Genomic DNA, 14,489 nt, shown 5'->3' with positions numbered 1-14,489 from the left:
CCACCGTCGAGGTCTTCAACATCCGCTACTTCGGATGCCGTCTACCCGAAAACCGAATTGGTTCTCAGGCTCTACGCCGCTACGCGGCGCGGCCGAACTCGCTGCCGAGATGCTTCAGCCGCGGCAGCACTTCCTGCTTCAACAGCTGCAGCGAGTGGTGCCAGGCTTCCGGCTTGTGCTTGTAGTCGAAGCCGAACACGAGCAACACGCCGAAGCCGCCGACCTCTTGATAGATCCTCTCGATCTTTTCGGTCACGGTCGCGGGCGAGCCGACGATCCAGTTGTGCCGGGCGCAATATTCGACGTTCACGTCGCTGTCCGGCACGTCAGGCGTCGCTTTCAGATAGTCCTTGAAGCCGAAGTGACCGAGTAGCGGCAGGAAGTACTCGCCCATCATCCGTCCCATCATGTCGCCGGTCGACAGCCGCCAGGCTTCCTCGTCGGTGTCGGCGACAAAGACTTCGCGCACCAATCGCCAATCCTGCCTGCTCGGCTTGCGGCCGGTCTTCGCTGCGCCCGCCTCCACCGAATCCCAGTGGCTGCCGACATAAGCGGGATTGAGGTTGAGGCTCATCGGGATGAAGCCACGCTCGCCCGCGAGCTTCAGCGTATCGGAGTTCTTGGAGAGGCCAGCGACGCCGATCGGCGGATGCGGCGCCTGCTTCGGCTTGAGGTGGGGCTTGAGGAAATCGAACATCGTGTCCGGCTTCGTCACCGTCCAGTATTTGCCCTTGTAGGTCCACGGAGCATCGTCGCTCCAAAGCTTCAGGATGATTTCGAGCGCTTCGCGCGTCATGTCGCGGTTCTGCCCCGACATGCCGTCGACATTGAACATCGCCCAGTCGCTCGGCAGGCCGCTTGCAGCGACGCCGAAATTGAGCCGCCCATCGGAGAGATGATCGAGCATGGCGACGCGGTTCGCGAGTTCAGCCGGATGGTGATAGGGCAGCAGGAAGCCGCCGGGTCCGATGCGGATGTTCTTGGTCTGCAGCAATGCCTGCGCGACCAGCAGATCCGGAGACGGATGCGGCTCCCAGGGCGCGGTGTGGTGTTCGCCGATCCACGCTTCCTGATAGCCGAGTTCATCCAGCCACCTGAGCACCTGCAGGTCCCAGTCGTGGCCCTCCTTCAATCCGCACTCCGGCGGATGCGAGGGCATCGCGAAATATCCTAGTTCCATGGCTTTCCTCTCGCTTGTTTTCTGGTGCGACTTTGCCGTCGCATCTCATGCACAAGCGAGAGTACCTACCTCGGTTACGGCGGAATAGTGGCTTTCGTCGTTGCAGAGCGGGATGGCCGTCTCACTTTCGCTCGCAATAACTGTGATGACTACCGCGCTCCGAACGTGGTCGCGCCGAATAGCGCTTTGTGCGTCGACGGTTGCGAGCGCCAATACTGCGGTGGTGCGTCAACCTGTCCGCCGAGTTCAGCGGCGGCATGCCAGCCCCAGCGAGGATCGTAGAGCATGCCGCGGGCGAGCGCGACCATATCGGCTTTGCCGGAGGCGACGATCTCTTCGGCCTGCTTCGCTTCCGTGATCAGCCCGACTGCCATGGTGGTGACGCCAGTTGCTTCTTTCACGGCCTGCGCGAACGGCACCTGATAGCCCGGACCCAGCGGGATCTTTTGCAATGGCGAAACGCCACCGGAGGAAACATCGATCCAGTCGACGCCGCGCTTCTTCAATTCCTTGGCGAATTCGATCGTCTGCGCGATGTCCCAGCCGCCCTCGACCCAGTCGGTCGCCGACACTCTGATGCCGACGGGCTTGCGATCCGGAAATGCGGCACGCACCGCGTCGAACACTTCAAGCGGAAAGCGCATGCGGTTTTCAAGCGAACCGCCATACTGGTCGGTGCGCTTGTTCGAGATCGGCGACAAGAACTGATGCATCAAATAGCCGTGCGCGCCATGCAATTCGAGCGCGTCGATGCCGAGCCGGTCGGCACGCTTGGCGGCCGTCACAAAATCGTCGCGGATGCGCTTGAGCCCGGCCTCATCCAGCGCGAGCGGCGCCGCCTCGCCTTCCTTGTGCGGCACTGCCGATGGCGCCACGGTCCGCCAGCCGCCTTCGGACAGAGGGATCAACTGCCCGCCGTCCCAGGGCCGATGGCTCGACCCCTTGCGGCCGGCATGCGCAAGCTGCATCGCGACCGCTGCTTTCGAATGTTTGCGCACCGAGGCCAGGATCGGTTTCAGCGCGGCCTCAGTGGCGTCATTATAAAGTCCAAGGCAGCCGGGCGTGATGCGCCCGATGGCCTCCACATGCGTGGCTTCGATGCAGAACATCGCCGCGCCCGATAGCGCCAGCATGTTGATATGGGTGAAATGCCAGTCATTGGCCTCGCCGTTTTCTGCCGAATATTGGCACATCGGCGATACCATGATCCGGGTTGGGCAATTTCAGGCCGCGCAGCTCGATCGGGGAAAACAGGGCGCTCATGCGGGGATCCAGGGATAGGAGGGAAACTGCCTTCTTATCTAACCACGCCCCGGCCCCGCCTCAACCTGCCGGCTACTGATTGATTCCGGCAGCCTTGATCAACTGCAGGTTAGCGACGGTCTCGCGCTTGATGAAATCGTCCATCTGGGCTGGTGTCATCGGCATCGGCTCGACACCAAGTTTCTTGAGGCTTGCCTGCGTTGCCGGATCGTTCAACACCTTCATCCCTGCCGCATGAAATTTCTCGATGATCTCGCGCGGCGTTTTCGCCGGCACGAAGATCCCGAACCAGCTCATGCTGTCGGCGCCGGTCAAACCGATCTCCGACGGAGACGGCACATCGGGCAAATCGGCCGCGCGCTTCGGCGTCGACACCAACAGCGCCTTCACCTGGCCGTCGCGGATCAGGGGCAGCGCGGTCGCGAGCGGGCAGAAATAGAGATCGATGCGCCCGCCCAGGATGTCGGCAATCACTTCGGGGCCGCCGCGATAAGGCACGTGGGTGCCTTCGATGCCGGCGGCGAGGAGGAATTTTTCCGCGCTGATATGCACGGCGCTGCCGACGCCGACCGAACCAAAGGAGATCGAGCCGCGCTTCGCCTTGGCGTCGGCAATGAAATCCTGGATGGTTTTCCAGGGCCGCTCCTTCGGCACGATCATGACATTGGCACTGGAGCCGATCATCAGCACGGATGAAAGGTCTTTGGTCGCGTCGAAAGAGAGATTCGGGAAGATTGCCGGCGCAATGGTCAGCGCGGAGGAATGCGCGAGCACGTTGTAGCCGTCAGGCTCCGCCTTGGCGACGAGGCCGGTGCCGAGCGTGCCGCCAGCGCCGGCGCGATTCTCGATCACGAAGGGCTGGCCGAGCTCTGCCGAGAGCCGATCGAACACCAGGCGCGGCACCACATCGGTGGCACTGCCCGCGCCGAACGGGATCGTCGCCTTGATCAGGCGCGAGGGCCAGGTCTGCGCCTGTGCAACTGCGGCAAACAAACTCGCGGCGATGAGAATGGGGAACAACTTGCGCATCATGGCTCTCGGTTTCGATTGACGCCCCGGCGTTGCAAGAACCGTTCCGTCAGAGCGGGCCAGTGTGTTTGCCAACCCCGAGACCAATCCTCTATTCCACCAGCGTGAACTGCAGCAGCAGCGTGCGCTGGATCATCGAGAAATTATCGTCGGAGATCATGGTGATCACGGTGTCGCCTTCGGCCGTGGTGTGGGCGTCGATGCCTTCCATGTTGTCGATCTCGTTGCCGAGATCGGCGTTGAAGACCGAAGGACCGTCGAGGACGGCACCCGGCATCACGGACGCAAGTGCGATGCGGCGGATACGAATGCCTACGCCGTCAACCCAGGAGAATTTGCGCTCGAGCAGCAGCAGGTCGCCGGAGGGCAGCAGCACCGCGTCGCTGATGTCGAAATTGTCGGTGCGGCGAACGGAAAACTGTCCCGGCGTCTTGCCGCCGACCAGGAAGCCGGTGATGTTGCCCTGCGCATCAAGGCCGCGCTCGGAGATCGCGATCAAGGTTCCCGCCAGCGGCAGGCCTTGCGGCACCATCAGCAGCGCCTCCAGCCCCTTGTTGTTCGGGAGCCGTTTGGCGGCCGGCGGCAGCGGCACCACCTCGCCGCGTGCGCGCGTGAATCCCTTGGAGAAATCGAAGCGCAGCACCTGGTTGACGCGCTCGAGCCCGACATAGACGAATGAGCCGTCCAGCGCCATTGATTCGGAATCGTACCAGCCGCGCGCGGTGATCGGCCTGCCGTCGGGGCCGAGCAGCGGCGCCGCCTCGACATCGGCAAGTCCCGTCATCTCGCGGCCTTTGTAGACGATGCGGCCGGTGAACCAGCTACCGTGGTCGCTGACGGCGATGAAGCGTTCGCCCTTGGCGTCGAGCCGCAACGCCGACAGGCCGCCGAAGCCGCGAAAGGAGGAAGTCAGCACCAATCCCCTGCGATATTCCAGCGCGCCGAACCTGACATGCGCGCGATCGCGGATGTCGAAGGACGACAGCGGCCGCGCATTGACGTCGATCGAGACCGGCGCCGCCACCGTGGACTCGCTCGGCAGGATCGGCTTCGTCGGCGGCTCGAGAACGGTTTGCGCCCGCGCCGCGCATGGCAGCGCAGCAGCCGCAAGCCCCGCCGCGGCGAAGCCCAGCAAGCGGCGGCGGGAAAGATCTCCGTCCCTCATGGTGAGGAGGCGCATTTGCGCCGTCTCGAACTATGAGGCCCGGCAGCTTCCTCCTCGTCCGAGAGGCGACGCCGCTCCTCGGGATGGGGCGATCCGGTCGCGCGGCGCGTCATTTCATGATGGTCAAGAATGCAGCCGCCTGGGCCGGCGTTCTGCGGGAGCAGGACCGTGAGTTTCGCTGAACAGTTCGGCGAGCTTCTCGGTGATGGCGCCGCCGAGTTCTTCGGCATCGACGATGGTGACGGCGCGGCGATAGTAGCGCGTGACGTCGTGGCCGATGCCGATCGCGATCAATTCGACCGGCGAGCGGGTCTCGATCTCCTCGATGATGTGGCGCAGATGCCGTTCGAGGTAGTTGCCGGGATTGACCGACAGCGTGGAATCATCGACCGGCGCGCCGTCGGAGATCATCATCAGGATCTTGCGCTGCTCGGAACGAGCCAGCAGGCGCTTGTGCGCCCAGTCCAGCGCCTCACCGTCGATATTCTCCTTGAGCAGGCCTTCGCGCATCATCAGGCCAAGATTCTTCCGCGCCCGCCGCCACGGTGCATCGGCTGACTTGTAGATGATGTGACGGAGATCGTTGAGCCGGCCGGGATTCGCCGGCTTGCCGGCGGCGAGCCAGGCTTCGCGGGACTGCCCGCCTTTCCAGGCGCGCGTCGTGAAGCCGAGGATCTCGACCTTGACGCCGCAGCGCTCCAGCGTGCGTGCCAGGATATCGGCGCAGGTGGCGGCGACCGTGATCGGACGGCCGCGCATCGAGCCGGAATTGTCGAGCAGCAGCGTCACCACGGTGTCGCGGAAGGTCGCTTCCTTCTCGCGCATGAACGACAGCGGGTGATAGGGATCGGTGACGACGCGCGACAGGCGCGCGGGATCGAGAATCCCCTCTTCGAGATCGAATTCCCAGGCGCGGTTCTGCTGCGCCATCAGGCGGCGCTGCAACCGATTGGCCAGCCGCGCGACGATGCCTTGCAGATGCGCGAGTTGCTTGTCGAGATAGGAGCGCAGACGCTCCAGCTCGTCATGGTCGCAAAGGTCTTCGGCGGCGACGATCTCGTCGAATTTCGGTGCAAACGCGTGGTATTCGGGACCGCGCGGCTCATTGCCGCCACGCGTATTCGGCCGCGTCGCCTCGCCCGGCGTCTCATCGTCGCCGAGCTCGCCGTCGTCGAAAGTGTCGCTGGTGGACGCCTGCGCGCTTTCCATCGCACTCTCGGACATCTCTTCCGAGGTCGTCTGCGCCTGGTCGGCGCTCATCTCCTGCGCGGCATCGGAATCAGGCGAGCCTTCGGCGCCGGACTGATCGCTCTCGCCATCCGGATTTTCATCCTGGTTGTCGTCCTCGTCGGAGTCCATGTCGCGCTCGTCGCCGAGGTCGAGCGCCGACAACAGATCATGCACGAGGTCGCCGAACCTGGCCTGGTCCTCGGTGAAGCGCGCCAGTTTGTCGAGCCGCGTGCCGATCTTGTCTTCCAAGAGCGGGCGCCAAAGGTCGACCATCTTGCGCGCAGCCTGAGGCGGCGCCAATCCGGTCAGTCGCTCGCGCACCAGCATCGCCAGCGCATCCGCCAGCGGCGCATCGGCGCGGTCGGTGATCTCGTCATACTTGCCGCGATGAAAATGATCGTCGAGCATCGCGTTGAGGTTTTTCGCAACGCCCGCCATCCGCCGCGAGCCGATCGCCTCGACGCGCGCCTGCTCGACCGCCTCGAACACGCCGCGCGCCTGCGGATTGCCCGGGATCAGCTTGCGATGCACCTTGGGATCGTGACAGGCGAGCTTCAGCGCGATGGAGTCCGCGTGTCCCCGCACGATCGCAGCGTCACGCTTGGTCAATTTGCGCGCCGGCTCCGGCAGCCGCGCCTTGCCGGGCGCAAGCCCCGGTCGCTCGGCGGCGAAGGAGACTTCGAGCTCCGGCGTTTTCGCGATCGCCTTCAGGCACGACGTCACCGCGCGCTTGAACGGCTCGGTCGGCGCTTCCTTCGTGTTGCGGAATTTGCTGTTGGATGATGCGGTCATCTCGCTCTCACCGTCGTCCCCGCGAAAGCGGGGACCCATAACCACAGGAAGAAATCATTGAGCGCGGAGGAAGCCCCAATCTTCGCAACGACTGCATCCTGGGGTTATGGGTCCCGGATCGCGCTTCGCTTGTCCGGGACGACATGCCCCCTAGCTCAACGCTACGTTGACGGCGGATTCGGGCAGCTCCGCATTGAAGCAGCGCTGGTAGAATTCCGCCACCAATGGCCGCTCGAGCTCGTCGCACTTGTTGAGGAAGGTGACGCGGAAGGCAAAGCCGATATCGCCGAAGATCTCGGAGTTTTCCGCCCAGGTGATCACCGTGCGCGGGCTCATCACCGTCGACAGATCGCCATTGGCGAAGGCGTTGCGGGTGAGATCCGCGAGCCGCACCATCTTGTTGACGATGTCACGGCCTTCCTGGCTGCGGTAGTGCTTCGCCTTGGCGAGCACGATCTCAACTTCCTCGTCATGGGCGAGGTAGTTCAACGTGGTGACGATCGACCAGCGGTCCATCTGGCCCTGGTTGATCTGCTGGGTGCCGTGATAGAGCCCCGACGTGTCGCCAAGGCCGATCGTGTTGGCCGTCGCGAACAGACGGAACGCCGGATGCGGCTTGATCACCTTGTTCTGGTCGAGCAGCGTCAGCCGTCCCGAGACTTCCAGCACGCGCTGGATCACGAACATCACGTCGGGCCGGCCGGCGTCATATTCGTCGAACACCAGCGCGACATTGTGCTGCAGCGCCCAGGGCAGGATGCCGTCGCGAAACTCGGTGACCTGCTTGCCGTCGCGGACCACGATCGAGTCCTTGCCGACCAGATCGATACGGCTGATGTGGCTGTCGAGATTGACGCGTACGCAGGGCCAGTTGAGCCGCGCTGCAACCTGCTCGATATGGGTCGACTTGCCCGTGCCGTGATAGCCGGTGACCATCACACGGCGGTTCCTGGCGAAGCCGGCGAGGATCGCGAGCGTGGTGGCGCGGTCGAAGCGGTAATCCGCATCAACCTCCGGCACGTGCGGGTCGACTTCCGCATAGGCCGGCACCTCAAGGTCGCTATCGATGCCGAACACCTGCCGGACCGATACTTTCATGTCGGGCAAGCCGGCGGTGTCTTCCAATGTGGTCTGGGCGGCGGTCGTCATTCGTCCTCCGAGGTCCCGGGAATCCCGAAACCAGATTATTCGTTTGGCTGCGGATTGGGTGCTATGCACAAGCCTAGCAGACTGCACCCGCCGGCAGAAGCCCGCGGCGCGATCAAAGTTCCGTTGTTCTTTCATAAAGATAGGTGCTGGACGCGGTTTTTGGAGGGCTGCCCTGCGAATCGCGCCGCACTTTGCCGCGAGGGCCCCCCGCGATCCCTTTCCAGGCCGGGGGCGAGTTGTTAGCTCTCAAGGTCAGGCAAGACCTGAGCTGCGGGAATTTTGTGACCACATTCCTCGACCCCCTGATCACCTTCGTTTCGGCCCATGCGTGGCTTGCCTATCTGACGCTGTTTGTCGCCGCCTTTCTGGAAGCGGTCCCGGTAGCGGGGTCGCTGGTGCCCGGCTCAACGATCATTGTGGCGATGGGGGCGCTGATCCCCGGCGGCGAGCTGAAGCTGTGGCCGGTGCTGGCCGCCGCCGCAGCAGGTGCCCTGCTCGGCGACGGCTCCGCCTACTGGATCGGCCATCGCCGCCAGCGCGAGATCCTGGCTGCATGGCCACTGTCGGGCTATCCGCGCGTGGTCGAGCAGAGCGAGGCGTTTTTCCATCGCTGGGGCATACTCGCGGTGTTCTTTGCGCGCTTCGTGCCGCCGTTCCGTGCCTTCGTGCCACTCACCGCCGGCGCGCTGGATATGCCGCCGGCGCGCTTCTACAGCGTCAATATCCCCGCGGTCCTGCTCTGGGCACCCGTGCACGTGCTGCCGGGCGTGCTCGCGGTCTCTGCGCTGCACGAGTATGGCGGGCTGCCGTATCACCACCATCATGCCGGCAAGCATATCTGGATCCTGGCGGTGATCGCCGGCGCCTTGGTCGTGGCGCTTGCGACCTGGATCATCCGCCGCCGGCGCGGCGTGATCGAGCCGGCCGCGAAGCCGCACACGTAGCCTGTAGCCCGGGCGAAGCCAACGGGTCGCGCGAATGCGCGCCCGGTTGGCTTCACCCGGGCTACGTCAGATACTCTTGGCCGCCGCGCTGCGTCCGGGCGCCGGCCCGACATATCGTGCGCGCGGGCGAATCAGCCGGCCGTGCTGCAATTGCTCGCTGGCATGCGCGATCCAGCCGACGCTGCGTGCCATCGCGAACAGCGCGAGCTCGCTGCCGAGCGGAAGCCGCAGGCTGTGCACCAGGACGGCCAGCGCATAGTCGATATTGACGAACTCGCCGGTCGCCTCCGCGATCCGCTCTGGAACCTCCCTGGTGAATTTGCGCGCGGCGCCGGCGCGCGCGAGCGCATCCAACAGCGACTGCGCGCGGGGATCGCCGCGCCGGTAGACGCCATGGCCAAAACCGGCGAAGCGCTCGCCGAGCGCGACGCGCTCGCGGATCACCGGCTCGACATCCTGATCGACCAAGGTCTTCACCAGCCGCGATGCCAATACGCCGGCGCCGCCGTGTTTCGGACCCTTGAGCGCCGCCAGGCCGGCGATCACTGCGTCATAGAGATTGAGCCCGGTCGAAGCGGCACAGCGCGCCGTGAAGGTCGAAGCGTTCAATTCGTGATCGGCGAGCAGCACCAGCGTGCGGCGGATCAGGTCGGCGGCATGCTTGTTGCCGGATGCCCAGGCGCCGGCGATCTGCACATGCAGCGGTTCGGACGAGGGTTCGCGGTTCAGCATGGTCGCAACCAATAGCCGGACGATGCGCGCGCCGACCATCGCGCGGCCGTCGGGCGCGCGGGTGAAGGCGCGCGGATCGGCGCTTGCGGCGAGCGCCAGCACGGCGATGGCGCGGTCAATCGGCGCGGCGCGGTGCGCGGCCTCGGCGATGGCGCGCATCTCCCCAGAGACAAACGGGCAGTTGTTCGGCGCAAAGGGATCGACGCCCGTGACATCCCACAACAGCGTCGCCGTGTGCTCGAGCGTATCCTTCTCGGCAAGATCGACGCAGTTCACGCCGCGATAGATCGGCCCGTCCTCGGTGATGGTTGCGATCGCCGAATCCATCACCGGCAAATCGGCATCGAAGCTGCGCAGGCCGCGCGGCTCCGGCGACGGGGTGCGGCGCTCCTTCAACCCGCGGATGTCCTCGGCCCGGTAGCGGTGGCTGCGGGAATCCGCCGAAGGCTCGGAGCGGATCAGGCCCCGACTGACATAGGCGTAGAGCGTAGCCGGCGAGATCGCGAGCTCGGCCGCCGCCTCGCGGGCGGAGAGATAAAGGCCATCGGATTTTTTCATATTGATTAGGCTAATCAAGATTGATCAAGCTGTCGAGAGGATCGACTTTCTCCTGATCACGAAAGGAGATCCGCCATGAATATTCAGGTGACCAAAAGCCCGATCGGGCTGGACGGCATTGCCGCCGCCGAAACCGTGCTCAGCCATGTCGACGGCGAGCGCGGCGAACTGATCATCGCCGGCGAGCATGTCAGCGTGCTCGCCTCGACATCGAGCTTCGAGGGCGTCACCGCACGATTATGGAATGCGGCAACCGGAAGCACGCTCAGCGAGGCCAATGTGCGCGCCAAGCTTGGCGCCGCGCGGGAACGCGCCTTCGCGCGACTGCCCGACTTGCTGCCGGCGACGCGCGGCATGTCGATTGTGGACGGCTTCCGCGCCGCAGTCGCGGGCTTGCGCGCCGAAAACGGGCTCGAGCATGAAGCGACGATCGTCGGCGCTTTTCCCGTGATCGCCGGCGCGCTGGTGCAGCGGGCCAAGGGCCACGATCCGCTCGCGCCCGATCCGAATGTCAGCCACGCTGCGGATACGCTGACGATGCTGCTGAGCCGCAAGCCCGAACCGCGCGAAGTCGCGGCGCTGGATGCCTATCTCGTCACGGTCTCTGATCACGGCATGAACGCGTCCACCTTCACGACGCGCGTGGTGGCCTCGACGCAAGCCGACCTGTTCGCGGCCGTCACCGCCGGCTATAGCGCGCTGACCGGCCCGCTCCATGGCGGCGCGCCGGAGCCGGTGCTTGAGATGCTGGACGCGATCGGCACGCGCGAACGCATCAGGCCCTGGGTCGATGCGGCGCTGGCGCGCGGCGAGCGGCTGATGGGATTCGGCCATCGCGTCTATCGCGTACGCGATCCGCGCGCCGATGTGCTGAAAGATGCGATCGAGCGGCTGGCCGCCGAAGGCGCCGACCTGCCGTTCGCCGGCGAGGTCGAGGCCTATATCCGCGAGGCGTTGCGGCGGAAAAATCCGAACCGGCCGCTGGAAACGAATGTCGAGTTCTTCACCGCGATCCTGCTCGACGCGCTTTCCATTCCGCGGCAGGCCTTCACGCCGATCTTCGCGGTGGCGCGAGCGGCCGGATGGACCGCGCATGCGCGCGAACAGCAGCGCACCGGCCGGCTGATCCGGCCAAGCTCGTCTTATGTGGGGCCGATGCCGAAGGTGTAACCCGCAATGCGCGTCAGTGGAACGACGGCGGGACCACATATTCCGCCGTCGTCCCGGCGAAAGCCGGGACCCATAACCACCGATATGAATTGAAGCGAAGACTGGCCGACATCTTTTCGTAACCACAGCGTCCTGTGGTTATGGGTCCCGGCTCAAGCCCGGGACGACGAGGGCTACGCCTCGCGGACCACGGTCTTGAGATAGTTATACGCCTTGATGATCTCGATCAGGCGGTCTTCGGTGGAACGATCGCCACCGTTGGCGTCGGGATGGTGCTGCTTCACCAGCGCCTTGTACTTCGCCTTGACGTCTTCCAGCGTCGCCTCGGCGGTGAGGCCCATGACCTGCAGCGCCTTGCGCTCGGCATTCATCACCGTGCGCGTCTCCGTCTTGGCCTGCGCGCCCGGCCCCGGCCGCCAGCCAGCGCGGCCATTGAGTTCGGAGAACACATTAAAGGGATCGGCGGCGCCGCCGAGATCGTCCTCGGCGTTGCCCTTGCCGTGCTTGGCGCTGGTATTGGCGCCCATCTTCCAGGTCGGGCGATGGCCGGTCAGCGCATCCTTCTGGTAGCGCGCCACCGCCTCAGGATTCATACCCTGGAAGAAATTGTAAGACTGGTTGTACTCGCGAACATGATCGAGGCAGAAATGCCAATACTCGCGCGAGTTCTCGCGGCCCTTCGGCGCGCGGTGCGAACCCTTGTTCTGACAGCCGGCCCATTCGCAGGTGATGGCTTCCTGACCAGCCTGCGCCTGGCGCTTCGCACTCACCTTCGTCGGCTTGATGCGAATGGAGTCGAAGAATTTTGATGAATCGATCGCCATGACTGACTTTGACTACGCAATGCAAAAAGCTTCAAGTCTTGACATTGCGAATACCTCTGCTTCGGATGTGCCATTGACGAAATGCAGCCTTCGAACTATTGCCGCCGCCATGAGCACAAGAGACGTTATTATAAACAAGTTGCGTGAAGCTTTCTTGCCCGAAAGCCTCGAGGTCCAAGATGAATCACATCTGCATGAGGGCCACGCGGGGCATCGGCCGGGCGGCGAGACGCATTTCCGTGTTTATATTGTATCTCAAGCGTTCGAAGGGAAGAGCCGGATCGCACGCCATCGCATGATTAATGCGGCACTCGCCCAGGAACTCGCGGATGGCGTGCATGCGCTCGCGATCCATGCGCAAGCTCCAGCGGAACGACCGCGCTGAGGGGCGCCGCCTGGAAATTTAGCTGAAGAACACGACCGAACTGCGGTTTTGATCAACGTCGCGCAAGACGCCACGGCTGTTTTCCTTTATCAGGGATAGCGGCCTGGGCGATGGACAGTTCCATTGGAATTGGGCAGGCTCATTGCACCATCGCCACCTGTAGCGAGGGGCTGTCAGATGGTTCACTGGGCACATCTGCGATTGGCCGCGGCCGTGATGGCAATGCTGGCGCTCTCTGCGCCCGTACCGGCTGCAGCACAGGCCATGCCGGGCCCGCTCGTTCAGGAAGTGCTCGTGAAAAGCATTTTGGTGACGCTGAGCGATGCCGTCGCCGCCAATAATTTCACCGTCCTGCACGCCAAAATGTCAAAGCCCTTCGCCGAGCAGTTTCCGCCGGAGAAGCTGCAGGCCGTCTTCAAGGATCTCGTCGACAAGCACGCGGTGTTCGACGCCGTGGTGGCAAAGCCTGTCATCGCCGACGAGGAGGCGAAGATCGACGAGAAGGGCGTGCTGCGCCTGAAGGGCCATTTCGAGACCACGCCGAAGCAGGTGAAGTATCAGCTCGCCTTCATCCCCGCCGACGGCACCTGGAAGCTTTCCGGGGTCACCATCGACATTGAATAGGCCGCCAACATCCAGGCCCGTCATGCCCGGCCTTGTGCCGGGCATCCACGTTCTTGGCTGCCGCGAGAAAGGCGTGGATGGCCGGGACAAGCCCGGCCATGACGGAGGATCGACGCGCCTGTGCTAGAACGCCGTCCCGGCACGCTTCGGCCTGGGCTCCTCGGCCTCGGCCTCGGCTTCGCGCGGCAGCGCGGTGATGCGCAGCGCCGTGATGCGGTTGCGCTCGCGACGCAGGACGCGGAAGCGGAAGCCGTGGAAGGTGAAGCTTTGACCGCGCTCGGGGATCGAGCGCGCTTCATGGATCACGAGACCCGCCACCGTCGTGGCTTCCTCGTCCGGCAAATGCCAGTCCATCGCACGGTTGAGATCGCGGATCGGCACCGAGCCGTCGACCACTACGGAGCCGTCGGGCTGGGCACGAACACCCGCGACCACTACGTCGTGCTCGTCGGAAATGTCTCCGACGATCTCCTCCAGGATGTCTTCCAGTGTCACCAGACCTTCGACTTCGCCGTATTCGTCGACGACGAGGGCGAAATGCGTCTTGCGGCGGCGGAACGCCTTGAGCTGCTCGGAGACGGGCCGCATCTCCGGCACGAACCACGGCGGCAACGCGATGGTGGCGACGTCGATGTTCGACGTGTCGCCGTCGGCGGCGCGGATCGCGCGCAGCAAATCCTTGGCGTGCAGCACCCCGATGATGTTCTCCGGCTTGTCGCGCCACAGCGGAATGCGGGTGTATTCGGTGGCGAGCACCTCGCGCACCAGTTCCTCCGGCGGCAGATCGGCGTTGATCATGGTCATTTCGGTGCGGTGGACCATCACGTCCGACACCTGCAATTCGCGCAGATCGAGCAGCCCGCCGAACATGTCGCGGTCCTGCTTCTCGACCTTGCCCTCGTGATGCAACAAATCGACGGCGCCGCGCAGTCGCTCGGTCGGCGACAGGATGGCCTGGTTGGCACCGACCTTGATGCCGAAGAGTTTCATCAAGGCGAGCACGATGAACTCGATCACGGTCAGAAACGGTCCGAGCAGATAGACCGTGACCTTCATCGGCCGCGCCACCAGGAGCGATATCCGGTCGGGCGCGTTGATCGCGATGGTCTTGGGCAGCACCTCGGCGAAGATCACGACCATCACCGTCATCACCGCGGTCGCATAGAGCACGCCGACGTCGCCGAACCACGCGGTGAGGATGCCGGTTGCGAGCGCCGAGGCGCCGATATTGGCGATGTTGTTGCCGAGCAGCAGCGCGCCGATCAGCCGCTCGCGCATGTTGAACAGGCTGGAGACCACGCCAGCCTCGCGATTGCCCTGCTTGGACAGCCGCAACATGCTGGCGCGCGAAGCGCCGGTCAGCGCGGTCTCGCTCGCCGCGAAAAAGGCGGAGACCAACAGGCAGACGACGACGATTGAGAACGAAACCCAGGTCAAGCTACGT

Annotated in this window: 12 protein-coding genes and 1 pseudogene; 4 read left to right on the top strand and 9 right to left on the bottom strand. The window is 64.3% G+C overall.

What is annotated here, in order from left to right; all coding sequences use genetic code 11:
• Positions 1 to 79: 79 nt before the first annotated feature.
• The 6 genes and pseudogenes from ACZXDY_RS35045 to cobS all read right to left on the bottom strand — a co-directional run bounded on the left by ACZXDY_RS35045 (position 80) and on the right by cobS (position 7,808).
• On the bottom strand, positions 80 to 1,180 hold the full coding sequence (locus tag ACZXDY_RS35045; protein ID WP_028164237.1) for an LLM class flavin-dependent oxidoreductase: 1,101 nt from the start codon (positions 1,178 to 1,180) through the stop codon (positions 80 to 82).
• A gap of 149 nt (positions 1,181 to 1,329) precedes the next feature.
• A pseudogene (locus tag ACZXDY_RS35040) lies at positions 1,330 to 2,443 on the bottom strand (NADH:flavin oxidoreductase/NADH oxidase).
• Positions 2,444 to 2,515: 72 nt separating this feature from the next.
• Positions 2,516 to 3,472 (bottom strand): Bug family tripartite tricarboxylate transporter substrate binding protein, encoded by a 957-nt coding sequence (locus ACZXDY_RS35035; RefSeq protein ID WP_464348675.1) that lies wholly within the window; start codon positions 3,470 to 3,472, stop codon positions 2,516 to 2,518.
• Between the two features lie 91 nt (positions 3,473 to 3,563).
• A complete protein-coding gene (locus ACZXDY_RS35030) occupies positions 3,564 to 4,652 on the bottom strand; it encodes an esterase-like activity of phytase family protein (RefSeq protein WP_464348674.1) in 1,089 nt (362 codons plus the stop codon).
• 108 nt (positions 4,653 to 4,760) lie between these two features.
• Positions 4,761 to 6,659 carry a cobaltochelatase subunit CobT gene (gene cobT / locus ACZXDY_RS35025; RefSeq protein ID WP_464348673.1) on the bottom strand — a complete coding sequence of 633 codons (1,899 nt, stop codon included), beginning with the start codon at positions 6,657 to 6,659 and terminating at the stop codon, positions 4,761 to 4,763.
• Between the two features lie 150 nt (positions 6,660 to 6,809).
• Entirely contained in the window at positions 6,810 to 7,808 is a 999-nt protein-coding gene (gene cobS, locus ACZXDY_RS35020) for a cobaltochelatase subunit CobS (protein ID WP_028164232.1), read from the bottom strand.
• Positions 7,809 to 8,089: 281 nt separating this feature from the next.
• On the opposite strand from cobS, the gene ACZXDY_RS35015 reads away from it, so the two are divergent.
• Positions 8,090 to 8,752: a DedA family protein gene (locus ACZXDY_RS35015; RefSeq protein ID WP_464348672.1), complete on the top strand. Its 663-nt coding sequence runs from the start codon at positions 8,090 to 8,092 to the stop codon at positions 8,750 to 8,752.
• Between the two features lie 66 nt (positions 8,753 to 8,818).
• Here ACZXDY_RS35015 and ACZXDY_RS35010 read toward each other — a convergent pair whose 3' ends face one another.
• On the bottom strand, positions 8,819 to 10,042 hold the full coding sequence (locus ACZXDY_RS35010) for a citrate synthase family protein (RefSeq protein WP_464348671.1): 1,224 nt from the start codon (positions 10,040 to 10,042) through the stop codon (positions 8,819 to 8,821).
• A gap of 75 nt (positions 10,043 to 10,117) precedes the next feature.
• Between ACZXDY_RS35010 and ACZXDY_RS35005 the strand changes: the two genes are divergently transcribed.
• The gene (locus ACZXDY_RS35005) at positions 10,118 to 11,212 is read left to right on the top strand and encodes a citrate synthase/methylcitrate synthase (protein WP_464348670.1); all 1,095 of its coding nucleotides are present in this window, start codon (positions 10,118 to 10,120) and stop codon (positions 11,210 to 11,212) included.
• Positions 11,213 to 11,385: 173 nt separating this feature from the next.
• Here ACZXDY_RS35005 and ACZXDY_RS35000 read toward each other — a convergent pair whose 3' ends face one another.
• Positions 11,386 to 12,036: a J domain-containing protein gene (locus ACZXDY_RS35000; RefSeq protein WP_464348669.1), complete on the bottom strand. Its 651-nt coding sequence runs from the start codon at positions 12,034 to 12,036 to the stop codon at positions 11,386 to 11,388.
• A gap of 109 nt (positions 12,037 to 12,145) precedes the next feature.
• Here ACZXDY_RS35000 and ACZXDY_RS34995 point away from each other — a divergent pair, with 109 nt between their 5' ends.
• Together ACZXDY_RS34995 and ACZXDY_RS34990 are read left to right on the top strand one after the other, a co-directional pair.
• A complete protein-coding gene (locus tag ACZXDY_RS34995) occupies positions 12,146 to 12,421 on the top strand; it encodes a BolA family protein (protein ID WP_464348676.1) in 276 nt (91 codons plus the stop codon).
• Positions 12,422 to 12,598: 177 nt separating this feature from the next.
• Entirely contained in the window at positions 12,599 to 13,045 is a 447-nt protein-coding gene (locus ACZXDY_RS34990; protein ID WP_051396746.1) for a hypothetical protein, read from the top strand.
• Between the two features lie 123 nt (positions 13,046 to 13,168).
• Here the strand turns inward: ACZXDY_RS34990 and ACZXDY_RS34985 are convergent, their stop codons facing one another.
• Entirely contained in the window at positions 13,169 to 14,482 is a 1,314-nt protein-coding gene (locus ACZXDY_RS34985; RefSeq protein ID WP_464348668.1) for an HlyC/CorC family transporter, read from the bottom strand.
• Between the last annotated feature and the right edge of the window lie 7 nt (positions 14,483 to 14,489).

This window comes from Bradyrhizobium sp. LeoB3, assembly GCF_055456055.1.
Note: the sequence above shows the minus strand (reverse complement) of the source record. Positions and strands in the feature narration are given on the sequence as shown.